The sequence below is a fragment of the Congregibacter sp. genome (genome assembly GCF_965662665.1).
In the GTDB taxonomy this organism is placed as follows: Bacteria; Pseudomonadota; Gammaproteobacteria; order Pseudomonadales; family Halieaceae; genus Congregibacter.
The window spans coordinates 1-20,200 of the sequence record NZ_CBFIIF010000040.1 but is presented as its reverse complement, the minus strand read 5'-3'; the positions used below and the strand labels follow the sequence as shown (position 1 = coordinate 20,200).

Genomic DNA, 20,200 nt, shown 5'->3' with positions numbered 1-20,200 from the left:
TTTTCAACAGTAGTGGTATCCGGGGTGCTTATGAACTGCACGCGGCGGCTCTTGGTACGTCGGTTAAGGCTGCATCCGGCTTCAGTGCCTCGACGGGCATTCCGAAACTTAACATAGACGGGTTGCCCAAGCTCTTGGGCTTTCCGCATGTCGACGGTGCCTTCGAGGATGCAATCCTGAGTGATTTCAGCGCTTGCCTGCAGCGGTACTAATGAGAGGCCTAAAACACTCGCTGCGATAAGCAAGCTGTTTTTTAGCGGGCTTGTTTTGAATAAGCGGGTATGTGAGTTTTGTGTGTTGTACATAGTGTGTCTCCTTCGCCTCACGGCGATGTGGGTCACGCAGACTTCCGATTTTTCCGATTCTTCCGGTTTACTTTGTGTTTCTTTGCCGTCCGATTCTTTATTGTCGTGCCTGTGCCCGAGGTTTAAATTCCATGCCTATTTTGCGCCGCTCCTCAGTGTTTTATTACAAACTGTCACATAAATGACATAAAGCTGTGCTAGGCAGGGCTCTATAATACGCTCAGAACAGCCTAAAAAGCTATAGTTTTCATAAATTTGTAATAATATTGCCATAATTTATCGAGCTTTATGGCGGTTTATGCAAAGAAACCCTGCATAAACCAACGCTGCTTTCGACGCTCGTGAAATACCCAGAAGCGCTGTCCCTGCGCGTTGCGCGCCACAAAGTAATCACGACTGGTACCGCACTCCCACCAACCGTCTTCAATGCGCTCTGGTCCATAGATAAGCTCCAGACGGCTGCCCCAGAACAGTAGCTCCTCTTTTTCGCGGCGTAACAACTCGGGCTCCGAGAGCAACCAGAAGGGACGTTGGGCCGAATCGACGGGAGGGAGGTTGCCTACGGTCCCGGACGGACCCTGAGTGGAGCTGTGTTCTGGCAAGTGTGCGTCCCGGTGGTAAAGGCTGTTAATCGCCTGAGAACCGAGCCGATTGCTTAACAGATCTACTAACTGGCTTGTGGGCTCTGACTGGCTGGCCTGGCGAAACAAGTCTCCACTGCTGGGCTTTGCCGATTCCAGTTGCTCGGCGCGCAGCTGTACGAGCTCGACTTCCTGAGTAAAAGGCTGTCGCTCCAGGCGTAATCGGGTGAGGCGATACCAGTCCTGTCGTGGGGTGCGCGCTTCGCTGGTACGCACATCCAGCATTTCCCGGTAATTGTTTAATCCTGAGAAATACCAGACGATTTGCCGAGTTTGTAGTTGTCGTTGGCGAAGGTAATCCTCCAGGGATGCCAAGAGTTGTTCCAGAGCGGGCCCTAGCTCATCTTGGTTTTGCACGGGATAGCCCAAAGGGTAGCTGTCTACAAAGCAGTTGGGAGGCTCGAAGTGGACAGGCGGTGCAACCACCTCGCCACTTAAATGTTGGAGAAGTTCTCGAAACTGCGCTCCGCAGCGCCGGTTTAAAGATGCGCTGGGTAGGGCGAGGATCTCTCCAAGAGTATTGAAACCGCTGCGCTGCAGTATTTCGAACTGCTCGTGTAAGGGCTCAAGTGTTTGTAGGGAGAGCTTGTTGAGCTGTTCTTTCTTGGAGTAATCACTTGATGCAAGGGCCTGGCTGTTTGTATGCGAAAAAGCCCAGGCGGCCAGTGGTGTCGTGCCCAAAGCAATGTCAGCGCTGTAACCGCGACCGGCGAGACCTTGTCGGGCGTGACGAATAATGGCGTCGCTGCCCCCAAAAAGCCGGAGGGAGCCGCCAATCTCAAGCATCAGGCAGTCTCCCCTAAATGGGTAGAGATGTGGGGTGATGCCATAGGCCCAGCAACAAAGGCTTTCAAGAGCCTGAGCCTCGGCATTGGGATCTCGGGGCAAAAGCTGTAGAGGGCTATCTCCTGCGAGGCTTCTGGCGGCTACCGGATCCATACCGGGCTCCAGACCCAGCAGACTGGCCGTTGCGTTGACGGCATAGATACGCTGTCGATCGACGACTGCCAGGGCTTGGGGGCGCCGCTGAGGAAGGCATTGAACAGCCAGCTCGCTAAGGCGCAGGCATAACCAGAGTTGCATGCTGAAATTCTAAGTACTGTATATTTATACAGTACTTAATTTTCTGCTGTATAGCGATACCCGTTCAGCGAAAAGACTGCGTTTTAATTCATGCCCCGCTCTAACAGGTAGCTGATGGCAATCTTGATCACAAAGCCTAGAACGCCCAGAGCGAGCGCAAGATAGAGGATCATTGTGCCAAACACGCCGGCATTACTGCGCTTGGCGAGATCCCAGACGATAAACACCATGAATAGAATCAGTCCTCCGACACCTATAGTGACGCCGTACTCCGTTAACCATTGATCCATGAAAGTTCTAGTCGTCCACCGTAATGTTTGTGCTCAGCATGCTGTCCGCTATGAGTGAATTTGTGATCAGGCAACTTTGTTCGGCTTTGTGTAGGAGTTTTTCAGCTTTTTCGACATCTGTTCCGGCGGGCACGACTAGCGTAGCTTCTACGTTGATCCCAGTGAATCGTGTGACTCTCTCTACGCGGTCCAGGGTGCCTGATGCCTGACACTGAAGATCGCTCCACTCCAGTTTCGATGCTCGGGCGATGGCCCGAAATGACAAAATAAAGCAGTCCGCTACGGCTGCGACGAGTAATGACTCTGGTGACCACTTGTCGCCTGGCCCCCCAAACTCTGCGGGTGGCGCAGTGACAATTTCTGAGACGTTTTCGGCGGTAAGTACAACGGGGCTGTCAGCTGTAGCGCTGCCACTAACCTGATAGTGGTGAGGGAAATCTTGCATGGTGGCTATTCCTGTTCAGAAAAACGAAGGTCATTAAGTGCCCGCATTTTAGGGCAGAGCACTCATGACAGGAATAGGCGGATAAACTCCAGGCTTACTGGTTTGCTGTTGTTGCAGATGCCAGATGCCAGATTCCAGGTAGCAGGTAGCAGGTAGCAGGTAGCAAGTAGCAGATTAGGCTAAGAGGCGACACGACTCTCTGGAGATACTGCGTCTTTCGGCAACTCCCAAAGTTGAGGCTGGTGCGGAATATCATCCTCAGGGGGTAAATAGACATCGATGCCCTGCATGCCACTGCGCTGTTTGAGGATATGCACCTGCCGGTAAGCATTCATCTGTAAGCGCAACGCTGTCGGGGCATGTTGATGTGCGGCGTCCTGAGACCGGAATAACACGGCTAAGGTATTGCCGCGTGCCGCTGCCAGCTGGAGTCTTCGCAGCTCAGCATAGCGATACTCGCCATTTCCCAGCCAGCTGAAAACTACGCTGCAGGTGCCGCTGCGCAAAGCTTGTTCGGTGCTCCAGAGCAGTTCTTCACGCTCTCGGGGGTGAACCAGGAGTACTTTCTGGGTGTCTACTCCTCGAGCTGCAAGGAGGGGGGCGTAAGGCGTATAGGGGGGTGCGACGAATGCCTGCCAGCGCTCTTGCCGACTGAGAACTTCCATGGCCGGCAGAAATAAACCCATGGCCCCCATGCCCGAGGCGTCACTCATGACTTCTATGCAGGTGCCCAGGGGCCAGCCCTGCTCACACAGACGAGCATCCAGTGCACCAAAACCGGTAGGGATACGTTGATGGTAGTGAAGGTCGCTGTTCGCGGCGCTATCGGCGCTATGCTGTTTGTCCTGGGCATTATCAATGAGCGGCGAACTGGCAAAATCACTATAGCCGAGCCAGGTATCACGGCGGCTTATGACGCTGTGCAGGCTCTCAGGGATTTTCTTTGCAGCTAGGCGCCCGGACAGCTGATGTACAGAATTACTGAGTGGGTTGTCGTGCGGGTTGCCGGGTAAAGTATTGCCTGAATCCTGATACATCGCTGCTCTCCAAAAGTACTGTATATAAAAACAGTAGTCTTAAAGGGAGCATCCTGCAAGTAAATACTTTTGACCTGTCGCCTATTAAGACATGTTACTGCCGGTGCTTCGCGAAGGTCGCTATTGCGTCTGTCTAGCTGCCAAAGGCCCCGGGGTGCTGGCAGCCTTTATCGCCGATCTCATCCCAGTCAGCCTTCGAGTCCACAAAAATGTGGTGCTTTACTGCGAGAGACCCGCTGCCTTCAAGGAGGAGGCCTGCGGGGACAAAGGTGCGTTCGGCATCGTTAGCGCCTGGCAGGCGAGACCCGCATTGGCGACAGAACCACGTTTGCCAGTCGACATCCGGTTTTCGCCAGGTGGAGATACTGTCTTCTCCTGCAGTCCAGCGAAAAGCCTCGTTATCCACAACTACGACGGCGATCCCATTACTGCCCGTGGAGCGTCGGCAAATAGAGCAGTGACATATATAGACATCTGACACGTCGGCACTAATCTCAAACTGAACCGCACCACAGTTACAGGCGCCGATGATGGGGGCAGTCTGTGTGGAGAGACCTGTCACCTTATGCTGATCGCGAGAGTGTCGGCTTGCCATCGCGTGCAAGACCCGTGATCAGCCACTCTGTTTGCTCCCAGGGATCGCCCTGAGCGTAACCCTTGATGCAGCCGTCAACGTGAGCTGCCAAAGACAGCAGCTCCTCACAGCTGCCAACTGAGTGCCTGCGCATGGCGGCCTGAATCACCGATTGCCGGCTTTTCCAGACGCGGGCCTCGTTGATTGCCTGCATGGGCTGACGCCCGGCTGCTACAGCCTGTAAAAGAGCGCGTAACAAGCGTAGTTCTCTGACCAGTCCCCAGAGCAATGCGGGCGGCTGGGTGCCTTCTGAGCGCAACCCGTGAAGCATACGCAAACTGTCCTCCGCGCGTCCGGCCAGTGCTACATCGATAAGCGCAAAGGTATCAAAGCGGGCGCTGTTGGCGACGGCGTCTGCAACTTGCCTGGCTGTCACGGTACTGTCGCCCGCAAGGAGGCGGAGTTTTTCAAGTTCCTGTACGGCGGCCAGCAAGTTGCCTTCGACTCGCTCGGCGAGCAGGGCCAGACCATCGCGATCGATGGATAAGTTGATGCCTCGGGCGCGACGTTCAAGCCAGCGCGGGAGCTCATCTGCACTCACAGGCCAGAGCTGGATGGTAGCGCCCGCCTGATCGATGGCCTTGTACCATTTGCTATTTGTGCTGGCTTTGTCGATTTTGCCTGCGACGATCAGCAGTGTGTCGCTCTCGGACGCGTGGGCGAGGTATTCCTGAAGAGCTTTGCTGCCCTCCGTGCCGGGCTTGCCGTTAGGAATGCGCAATTCGATGAGACGCTGCTCGGCAAACAAGGACATGCTGCTCGAGTCCTGGTTTAGGTCCTGCCAGGTAAAACTACGATCGCTGCTGTCGATAACATGTCGCTCATGGCAGCCAGCGCGGCGCGCGGCGGCGCGGACCTGGTCAGCGCACTCCTGCACCAAAAGCGTTTCGTCACCACTGATGAGGTACACGCGGTGGAGGCTGCGATCGAGATCCTGGGCAAGCTTCTCGGGGTAGATGCGCATGGACGTTGTTACTCGACGTTCGCAGCGAAAAAACTAATCCTGCGCAAAATTTGCGTCGCCAGCTCCCGGCGCAGCTCTCCCTGTAACACCCGAACCTCCTCAGCCTTGCCCACAACATTCTGGGGGTCGTTTTCCATTTGCTTATTGACCGAGGCGCTGGTGCGCTCCATGACCTGTTCGCGATCGCTGCCAAAAACTATAAATTCGGTGCTCATTACCAAATCGAACTCGGCGGCGCGGGCCTGCGCATTCACCGAAAGATTGCGCTGACTAAATCTCTCGGGCCCCAGACGAAGAATATGCTGTGCCTCCTCGCGAGGTACCCAGATAATTCCACTGGCACTAAAGGTGGATTTAACAATCCGAGTGAGCTCACCGTTGGGGTCATTGGAGGCCAGATACATGCGGGTCCACTCAGCCGGCAACGCTGAGCCACCCCCGGTACCCCGCAACTGAAAACCGCAGGCAGTGATGCCCAGGCACAGCAACAGGATCATCGAAAAGCCTGCGACTCCGGGTTTCATTTTTACAGTGCTGTGGGACATGAGCATAGGGCTTAGTCTAACCGACCACGATGTTCACAAGCTTGCCCGGTACCACTATGACCTTGCGCACGGTCTTACCTTCTATAAAACGCTGGGCGTTAGGCTCGACCAGCGCGGCCGCTTCCAAGGCGGCTTTGTCCGCGTCTGCAGGCACTTCCATACGAGCGCGAACTTTACCGTTGACCTGAACCACGACTTCGATGCTATCCCGGAACAATGCGGTCTCGTCCACCGTGGGCCAGGCTGCATAGGAGATATCGCCATCACCCCCCAGAAGCCCCCAAAGGTGGTGGCAAATGTGCGGCACGATAGGAACAAGCATGCGCACTACGGCGTCCAGGCCTTCCTGCAGCACGGCGCGCGATTGAGCACTGTCCGGGGATAGGCGCCCCAGTTCATTACACAGCTCCATGATCGCCGCGATGGCAGTGTTGAAGGTCTGACGTCGACCCATGTCATCACTGACTTTGGCAATGGTTTCATGCACTTTGCGCCGGGCATCGCGCTCATTTCCCTCGAGAGCATCGCTCTCCAAGGCAGGAGCGGGGCCGAGATCGGTATGTTCGTGAACGAGCCGCCATAGACGCTTAACAAAGCGGTGAGCGCCTTCAACGCCATCCTCGGACCACTCGAGAGACTGATCCGGTGGGGCGGCAAACAGGCTAAACAGTCGCACGGTGTCTGCACCATGGCTATCGATGAGCGACTGCGGATCTACCGTATTGCCTTTGGACTTGGACATCTTGGCGCCGTCTTTAAGCACCATGCCTTGCGTCAGGAGACGGGTGAACGGCTCGTCAGAACTGAGTAGGCCCTCGTCGCGCATGAGCTTATGAAAAAAGCGCGCGTAAAGCAGGTGCAGAATCGCGTGCTCAACACCCCCTACGTATTGATCTACCGGTAACCAATAATCCGCTCGCTCTTTATCGAGCATGCCCTCGGCAAATTCCGGGCAGGTAAACCGTGCGTAGTACCAGGATGACTGCACAAAGGTGTCAAAGGTGTCGGTCTCTCGCTCGCAGGCCTGGCCATCAAGGTCAAACTTGCGCCACTCGGGATCCGCTTTGATTGGAGACGCGACACCATCCATGACCACATCTTCGGGCAGCAGCGAAGGCAGGCGGTCAGCGGGGATAGGTATCTCACCGCCATCGGCAAGATTGAGCATGGGTATGGGTGTGCCCCAGTAGCGTTGTCGGGAGACGCCCCAATCGCGCAGACGGTATTGGGTCGTGATTTTGCCAGCGCCTAATTCTTCGAGTCGCGCGGCGATGCGCTCAAAAGCCTCATCAAATCCCAGCCCGTCAAAGTCACCGGATGCTGTGAGTGCGCCTTTATCTGTATAGGCGTTCTCGCTCACATCAGCGGCTTGTCCCTCGGCATCGCAAATCACGGTTTTTATGGGCAGGTCATATTTGCTGGCAAATTCGTAGTCACGCTCATCGTGCGCGGGAACAGCCATAACCGCACCCGAGCCGTAATCCATAAGGACGTAGTTCGCTACCCATACGGGCACTTGTTCGCCGGTAAGTGGATGAACTGCCCGGAGCCCGGTGTCCATGCCGAGTTTTTCAGCCTGCGCCATGTCGGCTTCAGCGACAGAGGCTTTTTTGCATTGCTCAACAAACTCCTGCAGCGCAGGGTTATCTGCGGCGAGGGCAAGGGTGATGGGATGCTCCGCAGCAAGGCTGACATAGGTGACGCCAAAGAGGGTGTCGGGGCGTGTGGTATAGACCTCGATACGGTCCTGTCCGGCAATAGCCTCCTCAAGGCCAAAAGCCAGCTCAGCGCCGCGACTCTTACCAATCCAGTTGCGTTGCATGGTACGCACCGCCTCGGGCCAGCCTTCGAGTTTGTCCAGGTCGTTGAGGAGTTCTTCGGCGTAGCTGGTAATACGGATAAACCACTGGGGGATTTCCCGACGCTCGATGAGCTCGCCCGAACGCCAGCCTCTGCCATCAATGACCTGTTCGTTGGCGAGGACCGTTTGATCCACGGGATCCCAGTTCACGGTCGCCATTTTCTTGTACACGAGGCCTTTCTCGTACAGTCGGGTAAAAAACCATTGCTCCCAGCGGTAGTACTCGGGTGTGCAGGTGGCTAGCTCCCGCTCCCAGTCAAAGCTAAAACCCAGTGCTTTGAGCTGCTCGCGCATGTGGCCGATGTTGCTATGCGTCCACTTTGCCGGTGCGGTTTTGTTTGCAATGGCGGCGTTTTCGGCAGGTAGCCCAAAGGCGTCCCAGCCCATGGGATGAAGGACATTCTTGCCCAGCATGCGTTGGTAGCGCGCTATGGCATCCGAGATGGAGTAGTTGCGAACATGTCCCATGTGCAGCTTGCCGCTGGGGTAGGGGAACATCGACAGACAGTAAAACTTCTCCCCTTCCAGAGTGTCTTTGGCTGCAAAGCTGCGGTTTTTACTCCAGAACGTTTGCGCGTCACGCTCGAGATTTTGGGGGTCGTAGTAATGTTCCATGGGCTCTGCTGGGTGCATTTTTTCGAGGGCGCATGGTAGCAGTAAACCCGTTTTCCGGCGAAGCCTTAGTCGTCGTTATCGACGTCTCGCCAAAGGATTCGGTACATGAGCCCCATACTGCCCAGAAGCAGTCCAAGGGCAATGAGCAAGGGCAGGGAGCCAAAGCTGGTGAACGGTGTGTTGCCGAGCATGACCTGAACGCTCCCCGTGAGGGTGCTTTCCTTGAACTGTTCGGTGCGCGAGACGATGTGGCCGCGGTGATCAATGATTGCTGATACACCATTGTTGGTGCCGCGAAGGAGGTAGCGTCCGTTCTCCAGCGCGCGCATTTGCGCCATTTGTAAGTGTTGCAGCGGGCCAATGGACGCACCAAACCAGCTGTCATTGCTGATGGTAATCAATAGCTCTGCTTGCTGTGCGCTCCGAGCGACTAATTCCGGATAGACGATTTCGTAGCATATGAGGGGTCCGACGCGGTGATTACCCGCTTGCAGAGGGCCTTGCTTGCTCGAGCCCCGGCTGAAGTTGGACATCGGCAGATCAAAGAAGTCGATAAGCCCCCGGAGTTGTTCCTCCAGGGGTACATATTCTCCAAAAGGTACCAGTCGTTGCTTGTCGTACTGCCCTTTGCCCTGTCCCAGAGCGATGATGCTGTTGAAGTAGCGGCCTTCATCTCGGGTGGGGATGCCGGTAATGAGCACGGTGTCGCTCAGGCTAGCGCGGCGGGCAATGGGATCCAGAAAGTCTCCCGCGCGATCGGCGACGCGAGGAATGGCGGATTCAGGCCATAGCACCAGGTCCTGCGTGAACATGGGGCGGACGGCGCGTTCATACTGGCTGAGAATGCTCTGGTAGCGACTGCGGTCCCATTTTTGCTCCAGCGGGATATTGGGCTGGTAGATAGCGACGCTCAGAGCTTCCTCGCTGGCGGGAGCCACCCACTCGATGGGTTTGAGCATCAAGCCGCCACCCCACATCGTCGCGAGAAGTCCGCCATAGCTCAGTACTGTCGCCGGTTGGGGGCTTCTCCAGGTTAAGAAAGCGCAGCTTGCGGTAAAGGCCACGGCAAAAGACAGACCGTAAACGCCGGTTATCGGTGCCCACCCTGCAAGCCAGGTGTCGACATGGGCGTAACCGAGGTACAGCCAGGGGAAACCCGTCAGCAGCCAGCTGCGCAGCCACTCTCCGAGCACCCAGAATGCGGCAAACCCCAGCAGCATGCCACCTGGGAGTGGCCTCACTACGCGGGTGTACAGCCACGCCTGAAGCGCATGGAGCAGGCCCAGCCCCGCACAAAAGACGAGTGTCAAAAAGCCGGCGAGGAAAACGCCCGCATTGCCGTAGACATGAATGCTGACGTAGACCCAGGAGGCGCCAGAGCCGAACAAACCAAAACCAAAGAGCCAGCCGCGCCATAGGGCTTGTCCCGGGGTGCAGCTCGCAAGCAGGTAGGCGTAGATCGCACAGCCCATAACCGCCATGGGCCAGAGATCGAAGGGCGCCAGAGAAAGCGTGATGAGAGCGCCGGCGAGAGGAGCCAGAAGCAATACCTGCCAGCGAGGCAGGGCGCTTTTGGGGGTGGTGCCGGGAGCGCTAGGAGCGTCGCTCATTCCGCGCCGGGTGGACGGAGACGCAGACTGTGAATCTTTCGTTGATCAGCATTGATAACCTTGAACTCAAAGCCCTCGATATGCGTGATTTCATTACGCGTGGGCATGTGTCCAAAGGCGTGCATCACCAGTCCACCGATGGTGTCGAATTCGTCGTCGCTAAAAGCCACTTCGAAGTAGGCATTGAAGTCCTCGATGGGTGTCAGTGCACGCACAAAGAAATCGTCGTCGGCGATGCGACGAATAAACTGATCTTCTTCTTCGTCCGTTTCGTCTTCGATCTCGCCAACGATTTCTTCCAACACATCTTCGATGGTTACAAGACCCGCGACGCCGCCGTACTCGTCGATGACGATGGCCATGTGGTTGCGATTCTCGCGAAACTCTCGCAGCAACACGTTCAGACGTTTGCTCTCGGGAACCACCACGGTTTGACGCAGCAGCTGGCGAACGTCAAAGCTTTCGCGATCATCGGAGAGAATCTGCGGGAGCAAGTCCTTGACCAGAAGGATGCCCAAAATATCGTCCGGACTTTCACCGATCACAGGGTAGCGGGAGTGTTTGCTGAGGGAGATATGCGGCAGTATTTCGGCAAGCGTACTGTCCGCCTTGATTACCACCATCTGTGGGCGTGGCACCATAATGTCCCGTGCCTGCATGCCACTGACCTGCATGGCACCATCGATAATGGACAGAGAGTCCTCCTCGATGATGTCGTTCTCCATCGCCAGCTGCAGAATCTCCTGAAGATCCTCGCGACTGCGAGGCTCCGAAGAAAAAGCCTGGGCTATGCGACCAAGAAGAGACTTTTCTTCGTTGCCGTTACGGTCATCGGTCATCAGGCCGCTCCCTCTGCCGTACTCAAACTGTCGGCATGGTAAGGACAGGGCCAGCCTAAAGTTGCCAGCGCCTGAGTTTCCAGGGATTCCATGTGTGTCGCCTCAGCGTCAGATTCGTGGTCAAAACCTAGTAGATGCAGCACACCGTGAATCAGCATGTGATCCCAGTGTGCGGCAAGGGGTTTACCCTGGCTTGCGGCCTCTTCCTGTACGACCGGAGCGCAAATGACGATATCTCCCAGCAGGTCGAGGGTGACATCCTCAGGTAATTCAGCCGGAAAAGACAACACATTGGTGGGTCGATCCTTGCCGCGATATTGGGCATTGAGTTGCTGCATTTCGGGAACATCAACAATGCGTAGACCCGCTTCCCAGCTCTTGTTGGGGTTTGTATCGCTAAGCGCTAAAGCGCATTCCGCCGCGCGTAGGAGGGTCTGATCATCCGGAGATTTCTCGACAGTTTCCCGAAATACGTCGAGGGTGAGCATCAGGGTTTACTCTTCTCCAGACTTGTCGTATTCGCGTCATGACTTTCGTAGGCAGCAACGATTCGCTGTACCAAGGGGTGGCGGACAACATCTCTGTTGGCAAACCAGGTAAAACCTATGCCGGGAACATCTTCGAGAATATTCGCCGCATGGGTGAGTCCAGATTGAGTTCCTCGAGGCAGATCGATCTGTGTTGCGTCACCGGTAATGACGGCGGTAGAGCCAAAGCCAATACGGGTGAGGAACATTTTCATCTGTTCCCGGGTCGTGTTCTGGGCCTCGTCCAGAATAATGAACGAGTGATTGAGTGTTCGTCCGCGCATAAATGCAAGAGGAGCAACCTCGATGATGCTGCGCTCGATGTATTTACTGACGGTTTCGAAACCCAGCATCTCGTAGAGCGCGTCATAAAGGGGACGCAGATACGGGTCTACCTTTTGACTCAGATCTCCCGGCAGATAGCCGAGCTTTTCGCCTGCTTCCACGGCGGGACGAACCAGAAGGATACGGCGAACCTGCTCTTCGAGTAATGCCTCGACCGCGCAGGCCACGGCAAGATAGGTCTTTCCGGTACCGGCGGGACCCACGCCGAAGTTAATATCGTTGTTTTGAATAGAGCGTACGTAGGTCTGCTGATTGCGTCCGCGCGGCTTAATCGAGCCCTTACGAGTGCGGATTACCTGTAACTGCGCCGTGCTGCCGTCCGCTGCTGTTTCCGCCCCCGCATGCTGTAGCTGCAGATGCAAAGACTCTGGCGTCACGGCGATGCCCTGACAAACTTCTGCGTACAGATGCTCCAGCAAGGCGCTGGTGGTGGCGACGGCTTCTGCATCCCCTTCTATAGAGAAGCGGTTGCCGCGAGACTTTATCTTTACCTGAAGACGTTCTTCGATTTGACGCAGGTGCGCGTCAAACTGCCCGCACAGGGCCGCAAGATGTCGTGCATCGTCAGGTTCGAGGGTCAGACCAAGAGTCTGCCCCCCCGGACTGGGAGGTTCTGAGGTCAAATTGTTGTTGGTGGCGCTAGCCATGTACTGTGAACTGCAAGAATAGTCACGAATTCGCCACAGTCAACCCGCGGTTCCCGGTATCAACTCACCGCGAAGAGAGTTGGGCAGGGCTTCGCCAATGGTTACGTCGGCAAATTGCCCAATGAGGCTGTGATCGTCCGCACTGAAATTGACCACTCGGTTGTTCTCCGTGCGGCCCTGTAATTGCCCTGGATCTTTACGAGAAGGCCCTGTGATCAAGATACGCTGACGGGTTCCGACCATGTGCCGGCTGATCGCCTGAGCCTGTTGGTTGATCCTTGCCTGGAGAATGTGCAGCCGTGACTTTTTGGTTTCTTCGTCCGTGTCGTCGTTGAGGTCCGAAGCGGGCGTTCCTGGCCGGGCGCTATAAATGAAACTAAAGGACATATCAAAGCCAATGTCGTCTATTAGCTTCATAGTTGCTGCAAAATCGGCCTCGGTCTCACCGGGAAAGCCAATAATGAAGTCTGAAGACAGGCTGATGTTGGGTCGAATAGCGCGGAGCTTGCGAATCTTGGATTTGTACTCAAGCACCGTGTGGCCACGCTTCATGTTGGCCAGTACTCGATCAGAGCCCGCCTGCACAGGTAGATGAAGGTGGTCCACAAGTTCGGGGATCTCTGCGTAGGCTTGAATGAGTGCCTCGGAAAACTCCACCGGATGTGATGTGGTGTAACGAATTCGATCGATTCCGGGGATGGCAGCTACAAAATGCAGAAGTTCTGCAAAATCGACGATGTCGCCTTCGTGGCTTTCACCGCGGTAGGCGTTAACGTTTTGTCCAAGAAGATTGACTTCTCGAACGCCGCGATTCGCGAGGCTGGCGACTTCGGCAATTACATCATCCAGAGGCCGGGAAACCTCTTCCCCCCGGGTGTACGGGACGACGCAGAAGCTGCAGTATTTGCTGCAGCCTTCCATTATTGAAACAAATGCCGATGGGCCTTCGACGCTGGGTTCGGGAAGACGATCAAATTTTTCAATCTCGGGGAAGGTGATGTCCACAACCAGATTGCCACTGCCCCGGCGCTCGTCGAGCATTTCTGGCAGGCGGTGCAAAGTCTGGGGGCCGAATACCAGGTCAACGTAAGGAGCACGCTTACCGATGTCTGCTCCTTCCTGGCTGGCAACACAGCCGCCCACCCCAATAATGAGCTCGGGGTTTTTCTGCTTGAGGTTCTTCCAGCGACCCAGCTGATGAAAAACCTTTTCCTGAGCCTTTTCGCGGATAGAGCAGGTATTCAACAGGATGACATCGGCGTCGTCTTCGCGGTCCGTTGGCACGAGTCCATGACTGTCTACGAGCAGATCCTGCATGCGCGCAGAGTCGTACTCGTTCATCTGGCATCCGTGGGTTTTGACGTAGACTTTTTTGCTCACCGCTCCTGACCTTGTTGGCACTCCTGTGCAGCTGTTGTGCACAGTGAGACCCTCTCTAAAAGGGCCGCGGAGTATAGCGCCGCTTTGGGCCTCTGCCCAGCAAATTCGCTGGTATTCCCGCTGCAGGATAGGTAGACTCTCGCGCCCGCTAAAACGCGGCAATCCGACGCACCAGAAGGTCGTTCGGACAGCCTAAGTGAGTAAACGGAATCGCTATGCCCAGCAGTCCTGTGTACAAAGTTATTTTTCAGAACGGCAATCAGGTCGTAGAGATCTTTGCGCGTCAGATCTACCAAAGCGATATGTGGGGCTTCATAGAAGTTGAAGAACTGCTCTTTGGAGAGCGCTCGCAGATCCTTGTAGATCCCGCCGAAGAAAAGCTCAAAACCGAATTCAGCGGCGTTCAGCGCAGTTACATCCCCCTGCACTCGGTCATCCGCATTGATGAAGTGGCCAAAGAGGGTGTCGCCAAGATTTCCGACGTGAAGCCTGGCGAAAACACCAACGTGACCTCCTTTCCTATGCCCTCGTCACCCGCGAAACCTCGTAGCAGCGACGACTAATAGCTTCAACAATCGGCTAGGCGCGGACACGTCCGGCTCCCGAGAAAAGATTTGGGTGACTCGTTCGCTCGAACGCATCCACGCCAAGCCTCGCTCGCGGCCACATTCGCAGGCTGGTTGAAATCGGCGCCGTGACCCCCATCTATTTTGTCTAAGCAGAGGATTTCTTATGCAAGACGACAAAACAGATGATCGGGCATCGCCAGGCTTGGACCTGAGCGCAGAGATCGTCAACGATGAGGCTGTCCTTAAGTCCGGGACACCGGCGGTGGCCGACGATGTACTGCCTGATTCGCTATACCTAATTCCTGTCCCGCAGAGGCCCTTCTTTCCGGGGCAGGTGCAGCCCGTGGGCATGGATCCCGAGGAATGGGGCGGCACCATCAAAGCGGTGATGGATCAGTCCAATGGCGTTGTGGGCCTCGCCTACGTCGACCCTAGCCAACTCAGCGGCGGGGAGCCCGAGCCGCGACACTTTCCTGAGATGGGCTGTGTGGTGCGTCTGCATCGCCCGCCCGTAATTAACGAGAATCCCGGCCAATTCTTGGCGCAGGGTGTGCGTAGATTCCGGATCGTACGTTGGCTCAGCGACAAAGCACCGTACCGGGTGCAGGTGGAATATCCACGAAGTCAGGGTGATCGCGAGAGCGATGACGTTAAGGCTTATGCCATGGCGGTGCTCCAGGCTGTAAAGGAGCTGCTTCCTCTGAATCCGCTTTACAGTGAGGAGCTGCGTCACTACATCGCCAACTTCAATCCCAACCAACCTGGCTTGTTGGCGGATTTTTCCGCTGCGCTGACAACGGCGAACGGCGATCAGCTCCAGGAAATTCTTGAGACTCTGCCGCTTCAGTCACGCATGCAGAAGGTACTTACCCTATTGAGCAAGGAGCGTGAAGTCGCTCAACTGCGGGGCAAGATTACCGAGCAGGTCAACGAGAAGGTCACGGACCAACAGCGCGAGTTCTTTCTTCGGGAACAGATGAAGGTTATCCAGAAAGAGCTGGGTATCTCTAAAGACGATCGCACCTCGGACGCGGAACGTTTTGAGGCGCGTCTGGAGTCATTGATACTGCCAGATGCTGTTCGTGAGCGTATCGATGACGAACTGCAGAAACTCTCGGTGCTGGAACCTGGATCACCCGAATACGGGGTGACGCGAAACTACCTCGACTGGGCGACACAGGTGCCCTGGGGACTTACGTCCGAAGACAACCTGGATCTCAAACACGCCGCAGGGGTGCTCGATCGGGATCACGACGGCTTGGAGGATGTAAAGGATCGCATTCTGGAGTTTCTGGCAGTCGGCTCATTCAAAGGTGAAATCGCCGGTTCCATTTTGTTACTGGTGGGGCCGCCCGGAGTCGGTAAGACGAGTATCGGGCGTTCCGTAGCAGATGCTCTGGGCCGGGAGTTTTATCGTTTCAGTCTGGGGGGGATGCGAGACGAGGCAGAAATTAAAGGTCACCGCCGCACTTATGTGGGCGCCATGCCCGGTAAGTTTGTGCAGGCGCTAAAAGAAGTCAAAGTCGCCAATCCAGTTATCATGCTCGACGAGATCGACAAAATTGGCGCTTCATTTAGAGGCGATCCTGCTTCGGCGCTTTTAGAAGTTTTGGACCCTGAGCAGAACAGTGAGTTTCTCGACCACTATCTCGATTTAAGAGTCGATCTTTCCAAAGTGCTATTTGTTTGCACTGCTAATCAGCTGGATACGATTCCGGGCCCGCTACTTGATCGCATGGAAACATTGCGTCTGTCGGGATACGTGGCCGAAGAAAAACTCGCCATCGCCCGAAATCATCTGTGGCCCAAGCAGCTTGAGCGTCATGGCCTCAAAGAAGAGCAACTCAAGATCAACGACCCGGCACTTAAGTATGTGATTGAGTCCTACTGTCGCGAGGCGGGCGTTCGAAATCTGGAAAAACAACTTTCGCGAATCATGCGTAAATCTATTGTGGGTTTTGTGAAGGGCCGCGGTACGGGCAGGCGAAAGTCTCAAGCTGAGGTGGTTGAGAAGCGCCGCATAGGCAAGCGGGATATCGACGACCTGCTGGGCAAGCCGTTGTTTCAGCCCGAAAAGCCGCAACGCGGGATTGGCGTGGCCACGGGCCTAGCCTGGACAGCTATGGGTGGCGCGACACTACCTATTGAGTCCTCGCGCATTCATACCTTAAACCGCGGGTTCAAGCTCACGGGGCGTCTCGGTGATGTCATGCGAGAGTCGGCAGACATTGCCTACAGCTTTGTGATTTCTCACCTGAAGGATTACCGCTGCGATCCGGACTTTTTTGATACCAGCATGGTGCATCTGCACGTACCCGAGGGTGCCACGCCCAAAGACGGACCAAGCGCGGGGATCACTATTGCCACGGCGCTTGTTTCCTTAGCTCGCAAGGAGCGAATTCGTCGGCCTTTGGCCATGACGGGAGAACTGACACTTACTGGTCAGGTGCTTCCGGTGGGCGGTATCCGCGAGAAGGTGATTGCCGCAAGGCGCGCCAAGATCATGGAGTTGATCTTGCCACACGCCAATCGTCGAGATTTCGAGGAGCTACCGGATTATCTCAGTGAAGGCATTAACGTGCACTTCGCGCGTAACTTCCGGGATGTGTTTGAAACGGTGTTTGAGGATCATCGGCGAGGGAAGTCCTTGCACTGATTGATCATAACTAGCTTTGTATTCGGAGTACTGCTGATCACGTATTCAAGCGATGCTGGAAGTACGCTGATGAATCGAACAACTTAGCTGTATTTAGTTGTGAGGTTTTGTAACTGTTTGTAAGTAGTTACAAGTCGTTTAAGGAGCCTCAGCTATCACCACAGCTCTTCGCGGTGCTGGATAACCTTCGAGCGTCAATGTCGGATCATTCGGGTCCAGAAAATTCGCCAGAGATTGATAACTCATCCAATCGGTAGAGCGCTGTTCATCTGTCGTGGTGACCGATTCATCAACGACCCGGGGGTTCTTCCAACCCAGCTTTGCGAGCCACAGCACCAGCATGGCGGAGCTGGGGATGAACCACACATTACCCATGCGAGCGTAGCGTCCCTGGGGTACCAGGCACTGTCTCTCGTCGCCCTCGATGACCAGAGTTTCTAAAACCAATTCTCCACCGCTGCGCAGGCTGTCCCGAAGGGTCATCAGGTGCTCCATCGGCGAGCGTCGGTGATAGAGCACACCCATAGAAAACGCGGTGTCAAAGGCGTGTAACTTCGGCGGTAGTTTTTCGATGCCCATGGGAAGGACGGCCACTGCCGGGTCCTGCAGGTAACGCTGCAAAGCGGCAAATTGAATGACAAACAGGGGTGACGGGTCGATCCCTATTACTTCGTTCGCTCCGGCGCCCCGCATGCGCCAACAGTGATAGCCATTGCCGCAGCCAACATCCAGCACCCGACGATTATCTAAAGGCGCTATATGCGGAGTGAGTCGATCCCACTTCCAATCGGAGTGCCACTCCGTGTCTATGGCAAGTCCAAATAAGTCGTAGGGGCCTTTTCGCCAGGGACAGAGTCCGCGCAAGGCTGATTCCAGCTTTTCCCTCGTGGTTTCGCTCATAGAATCCTGGGCGCTCACAGTCACGCTTGCAGCATCTAGTGAAGCGTTGTCGACGTGAATCTCCGGCAAAGATTCTAAAGCTGCCTGCCATCGCGGAATATCGCCGTGACGCAACACAGAGAGACCAGCTGCTACTTGCTCGGTCAGGAGCTTAGCCCAGGGCTCCAAAGGTCCATCCGCCCAGCGCTTCTGAAGACTTTGGATGTCGATCATTTGAGGGCGATGATTGAGGCGAAGTTAAAGCACTGAAACCATACGTCGCTGGAACTAAAGCCCGCATCCGCCAGTCGCTGGCGATGCTGTTCTATGGATTCCGGTACCAGAACGTTTTCAATAGAGTCCCGCTTGCCGGCAATCTCTAAATCGCTGTAGCCGTGGGCACGCTTAAAATCATGATGAAGATCGATGTTTAGTTGATTGAGCGACGCATCGGGGAATACGACTTTTTCGGATAGCACCAGAATGCCGCCGGGCAGCAGCGCGTCAGCGATGCGAGCCAGGAGGGCAGGACGCTCCTCCATGGGAACAAACTGCAGCGTGTAGTTAAGAACAACCATCGACGCGTTTTCAATGTTGCTCTGAAGGAGGTCCTCTTCCCGCAACTCGACCTCCACGCTTTGTGTGTCCAGCGCAATCAGGTCCTGACAGCGCGCGATCATGGCGGATGAATTATCAATACCTATGATTTTGCAGTCTGGGACATCAATATGCTGACGCATCGACAGAGTGCTTGCACCCAGAGAACATCCCAGGTCGTAGACAACGCTCTCGGGTCTTGCAAAGCGTCCGGCCAACAGCCCGGACATGGCAATCACCGTCTCATAACCGGGAACCGATCGACGGATCATGTCCGGAAAGACAGACACAACTTCGCTGTCAAAACGGAAGGGTCCGGGCGCTCGCAGGGGATCGCTGAAAAGCGTATCGGCTTTAGGCTGCGTGGATTTTTCGGTCACGGGCGTTGTATTTTCTTCAGAATGTATACACCAAGGGTGGGTACCCAAGGCTCAGTCGTTCGTGTCGCGCATGGTAGCATGCGACGCGTTTTTCAATGCTCATTACCCATTTTCGAAAGCAGGGATTTTGCTATGCAAGGCACTCACGAATACAGCGGCGCCGATCGCAATCAGAACATTCTCATCGACATCAACGGGGAGTTGTTGCCGCGGGAAAAAGCCATGGTATCGGTATTTGATTCGGGTTTTGTGCTGGGTGATGGAGTGTGGGAGGGTCTGCGCGTAGAGGACGGCACCATATTGTTTCTTGAGCAGCATCTGGATCGTCTGTACGAGGGTATGCATACCCTCGACTTTGAGGTCAGCGTTGATAGAGAGCTGCTCAGCAGTCGACTCTATGGAGCTCTGTCGGCCAATGACATGCACGATGGCGTGCACATAAGACTCATGGTGTCCCGTGGTGTTAAATCCACGCCTTATCAAGATCCCCGAATGACTGTTACGCCGCCGACCATTGTGATTATTCCGGAGTACAAAACTGCGCTTCCCGAGACGGTAGAAACCGGCGTCACTCTGTTTACGGTCCACGTGCGACGGGGGTATTCCGATGTACAAGACCCCACTCTGAATACGCACTCCAAATTGAACTGTGTGACGGCCTGCATTCAGGCAGCTAAGGCAGGTTGCGATGAAGCGCTGATGCTGGATCCCCATGGTTTCGTGGCGACCTGTAATTCCACGCATTTCTTCATCGTGCGCCGAGGCGAACTGTGGACCAGCACCGGCGACTACTGTCTCGATGGCATTACCCGGCGCAAGGTGCTGAATATTGCTGCTGCTGAGGGTATGACAGTGAAGGAGCGCAATTTCACACTCACTGACGTCTATAACGCTGAAGAAGCGTTTGTCACCGGGACCTTTGCGGGGTTGGCGCCTGTGCGTGAGGTTGATGGACGAAGGATTGGCAGTGGGGAGCGCGGCCCTGTGGTGACGCAACTGCAGTCAGCCTATCGTCAGTATGTTGCAGACTACATTGACGGGCAGGGGCGCACGCACGCCCGGGGCCAGGCGTAAACTATGGACGTCCGGCGGGTAGCGATGTGGTCGGGACCGCGAAATATTAGTACCGCAATGATGCGCTCCTTCGAGAACAGGAGTGACAGCGCGGTAATTGATGAGCCGTTTTATGCCGCTTATCTGGCGACAACAGGGCTGGATCATCCCGGGCGCGAAGACATATTGTCCAGCCAATCGCAGCGCTGGCAGGATGTTGCTCAAGCTCTGTGCACCGATGCCCCCGCCGCGCTCTACTATCAGAAGCACATGACCCAGCATATTTTGCCGGACATGG

19 protein-coding genes and 1 pseudogene are annotated in these 20,200 nt (G+C 55.5%); 5 read left to right on the top strand and 15 right to left on the bottom strand.

Annotated elements, in window-relative coordinates; all coding sequences use genetic code 11:
* On the top strand, positions 1-212 hold a 212-nt coding region (locus ACTG39_RS12880), incomplete at its 5' end, for a hypothetical protein (protein ID WP_439107975.1).
* Between the two features lie 389 nt (positions 213-601).
* Here ACTG39_RS12880 and ACTG39_RS12875 read toward each other — a convergent pair.
* From ACTG39_RS12875 to miaB, 13 genes are all read right to left on the bottom strand, one after another.
* Complete coding sequence (locus ACTG39_RS12875; protein ID WP_439107974.1) at positions 602-2,029, bottom strand: Y-family DNA polymerase; 1,428 nt, start codon at positions 2,027-2,029, stop codon at positions 602-604.
* 83 nt (positions 2,030-2,112) lie between these two features.
* Positions 2,113-2,319 (bottom strand): DUF2788 domain-containing protein, encoded by a 207-nt coding sequence (locus ACTG39_RS12870; protein ID WP_405272795.1) that lies wholly within the window; start codon positions 2,317-2,319, stop codon positions 2,113-2,115.
* A gap of 7 nt (positions 2,320-2,326) precedes the next feature.
* Complete coding sequence (locus tag ACTG39_RS12865; protein WP_439107972.1) at positions 2,327-2,764, bottom strand: OsmC family protein; 438 nt, start codon at positions 2,762-2,764, stop codon at positions 2,327-2,329.
* Positions 2,765-2,943: 179 nt separating this feature from the next.
* On the bottom strand, positions 2,944-3,801 hold the full coding sequence (gene imuA, locus ACTG39_RS12860; protein WP_439107971.1) for a translesion DNA synthesis-associated protein ImuA: 858 nt from the start codon (positions 3,799-3,801) through the stop codon (positions 2,944-2,946).
* Positions 3,802-3,934: 133 nt separating this feature from the next.
* A complete protein-coding gene (locus tag ACTG39_RS12855) occupies positions 3,935-4,396 on the bottom strand; it encodes a GFA family protein (RefSeq protein ID WP_439107970.1) in 462 nt (153 codons plus the stop codon).
* Positions 4,365-5,399, bottom strand: coding sequence for a DNA polymerase III subunit delta (gene holA, locus ACTG39_RS12850; protein WP_439107969.1), 1,035 nt, complete (start codon positions 5,397-5,399; stop codon positions 4,365-4,367). The genes ACTG39_RS12855 and holA overlap by 32 nt, the downstream gene beginning before the upstream one ends.
* 8 nt (positions 5,400-5,407) lie before the next feature.
* Complete coding sequence (locus ACTG39_RS12845) at positions 5,408-5,923, bottom strand: LPS-assembly lipoprotein LptE (RefSeq protein ID WP_439107968.1); 516 nt, start codon at positions 5,921-5,923, stop codon at positions 5,408-5,410.
* A gap of 37 nt (positions 5,924-5,960) precedes the next feature.
* Positions 5,961-8,420: a leucine--tRNA ligase gene (gene leuS, locus ACTG39_RS12840; RefSeq protein ID WP_439107967.1), complete on the bottom strand. Its 2,460-nt coding sequence runs from the start codon at positions 8,418-8,420 to the stop codon at positions 5,961-5,963.
* A 65-nt stretch (positions 8,421-8,485) separates the two neighbouring features.
* Positions 8,486-10,030 (bottom strand): apolipoprotein N-acyltransferase, encoded by a 1,545-nt coding sequence (gene lnt / locus ACTG39_RS12835; protein WP_439107966.1) that lies wholly within the window; start codon positions 10,028-10,030, stop codon positions 8,486-8,488.
* Entirely contained in the window at positions 10,027-10,869 is an 843-nt protein-coding gene (locus ACTG39_RS12830) for an HlyC/CorC family transporter (protein WP_439107965.1), read from the bottom strand. Before ACTG39_RS12830 ends, lnt begins: the two co-directional genes overlap by 4 nt.
* Positions 10,869-11,357, bottom strand: a complete 489-nt coding sequence (gene ybeY, locus ACTG39_RS12825) for an rRNA maturation RNase YbeY (protein WP_439107964.1) — start codon at positions 11,355-11,357, stop codon at positions 10,869-10,871. The genes ACTG39_RS12830 and ybeY overlap by 1 nt, the downstream gene beginning before the upstream one ends.
* On the bottom strand, positions 11,357-12,388 hold the full coding sequence (locus tag ACTG39_RS12820; RefSeq protein WP_439107963.1) for a PhoH family protein: 1,032 nt from the start codon (positions 12,386-12,388) through the stop codon (positions 11,357-11,359). Before ACTG39_RS12820 ends, ybeY begins: the two co-directional genes overlap by 1 nt.
* 39 nt (positions 12,389-12,427) lie before the next feature.
* Positions 12,428-13,768, bottom strand: coding sequence for a tRNA (N6-isopentenyl adenosine(37)-C2)-methylthiotransferase MiaB (gene miaB / locus ACTG39_RS12815; RefSeq protein ID WP_439107962.1), 1,341 nt, complete (start codon positions 13,766-13,768; stop codon positions 12,428-12,430).
* A 215-nt stretch (positions 13,769-13,983) separates the two neighbouring features.
* Between miaB and ACTG39_RS12810 the strand changes: the two genes are divergently transcribed.
* The gene (locus tag ACTG39_RS12810; protein ID WP_439107961.1) at positions 13,984-14,331 is read left to right on the top strand and encodes a DUF1820 family protein; all 348 of its coding nucleotides are present in this window, start codon (positions 13,984-13,986) and stop codon (positions 14,329-14,331) included.
* 169 nt (positions 14,332-14,500) lie between these two features.
* Positions 14,501-16,993, top strand: coding sequence for an endopeptidase La (lon, locus tag ACTG39_RS12805; protein WP_439107960.1), 2,493 nt, complete (start codon positions 14,501-14,503; stop codon positions 16,991-16,993).
* A gap of 138 nt (positions 16,994-17,131) precedes the next feature.
* On the opposite strand, the gene cmoB is transcribed toward lon, so the two are convergent.
* Complete coding sequence (gene cmoB / locus ACTG39_RS12800; RefSeq protein ID WP_439107959.1) at positions 17,132-18,106, bottom strand: tRNA 5-methoxyuridine(34)/uridine 5-oxyacetic acid(34) synthase CmoB; 975 nt, start codon at positions 18,104-18,106, stop codon at positions 17,132-17,134.
* Positions 18,103-18,849 carry a carboxy-S-adenosyl-L-methionine synthase CmoA gene (gene cmoA, locus ACTG39_RS12795; RefSeq protein ID WP_439107957.1) on the bottom strand — a complete coding sequence of 249 codons (747 nt, stop codon included), beginning with the start codon at positions 18,847-18,849 and terminating at the stop codon, positions 18,103-18,105. Before cmoA ends, cmoB begins: the two co-directional genes overlap by 4 nt.
* Positions 18,850-18,981: 132 nt before the next feature.
* On the opposite strand from cmoA, the gene ACTG39_RS12790 reads away from it, so the two are divergent.
* Together ACTG39_RS12790 and ACTG39_RS12785 are read left to right on the top strand one after the other, a co-directional pair.
* Positions 18,982-19,923 (top strand): aminotransferase class IV, encoded by a 942-nt coding sequence (locus tag ACTG39_RS12790; RefSeq protein WP_439107956.1) that lies wholly within the window; start codon positions 18,982-18,984, stop codon positions 19,921-19,923.
* 3 nt (positions 19,924-19,926) lie between these two features.
* A pseudogene (locus ACTG39_RS12785) lies at positions 19,927-20,200 on the top strand (HAD family hydrolase); the annotation flags it as partial.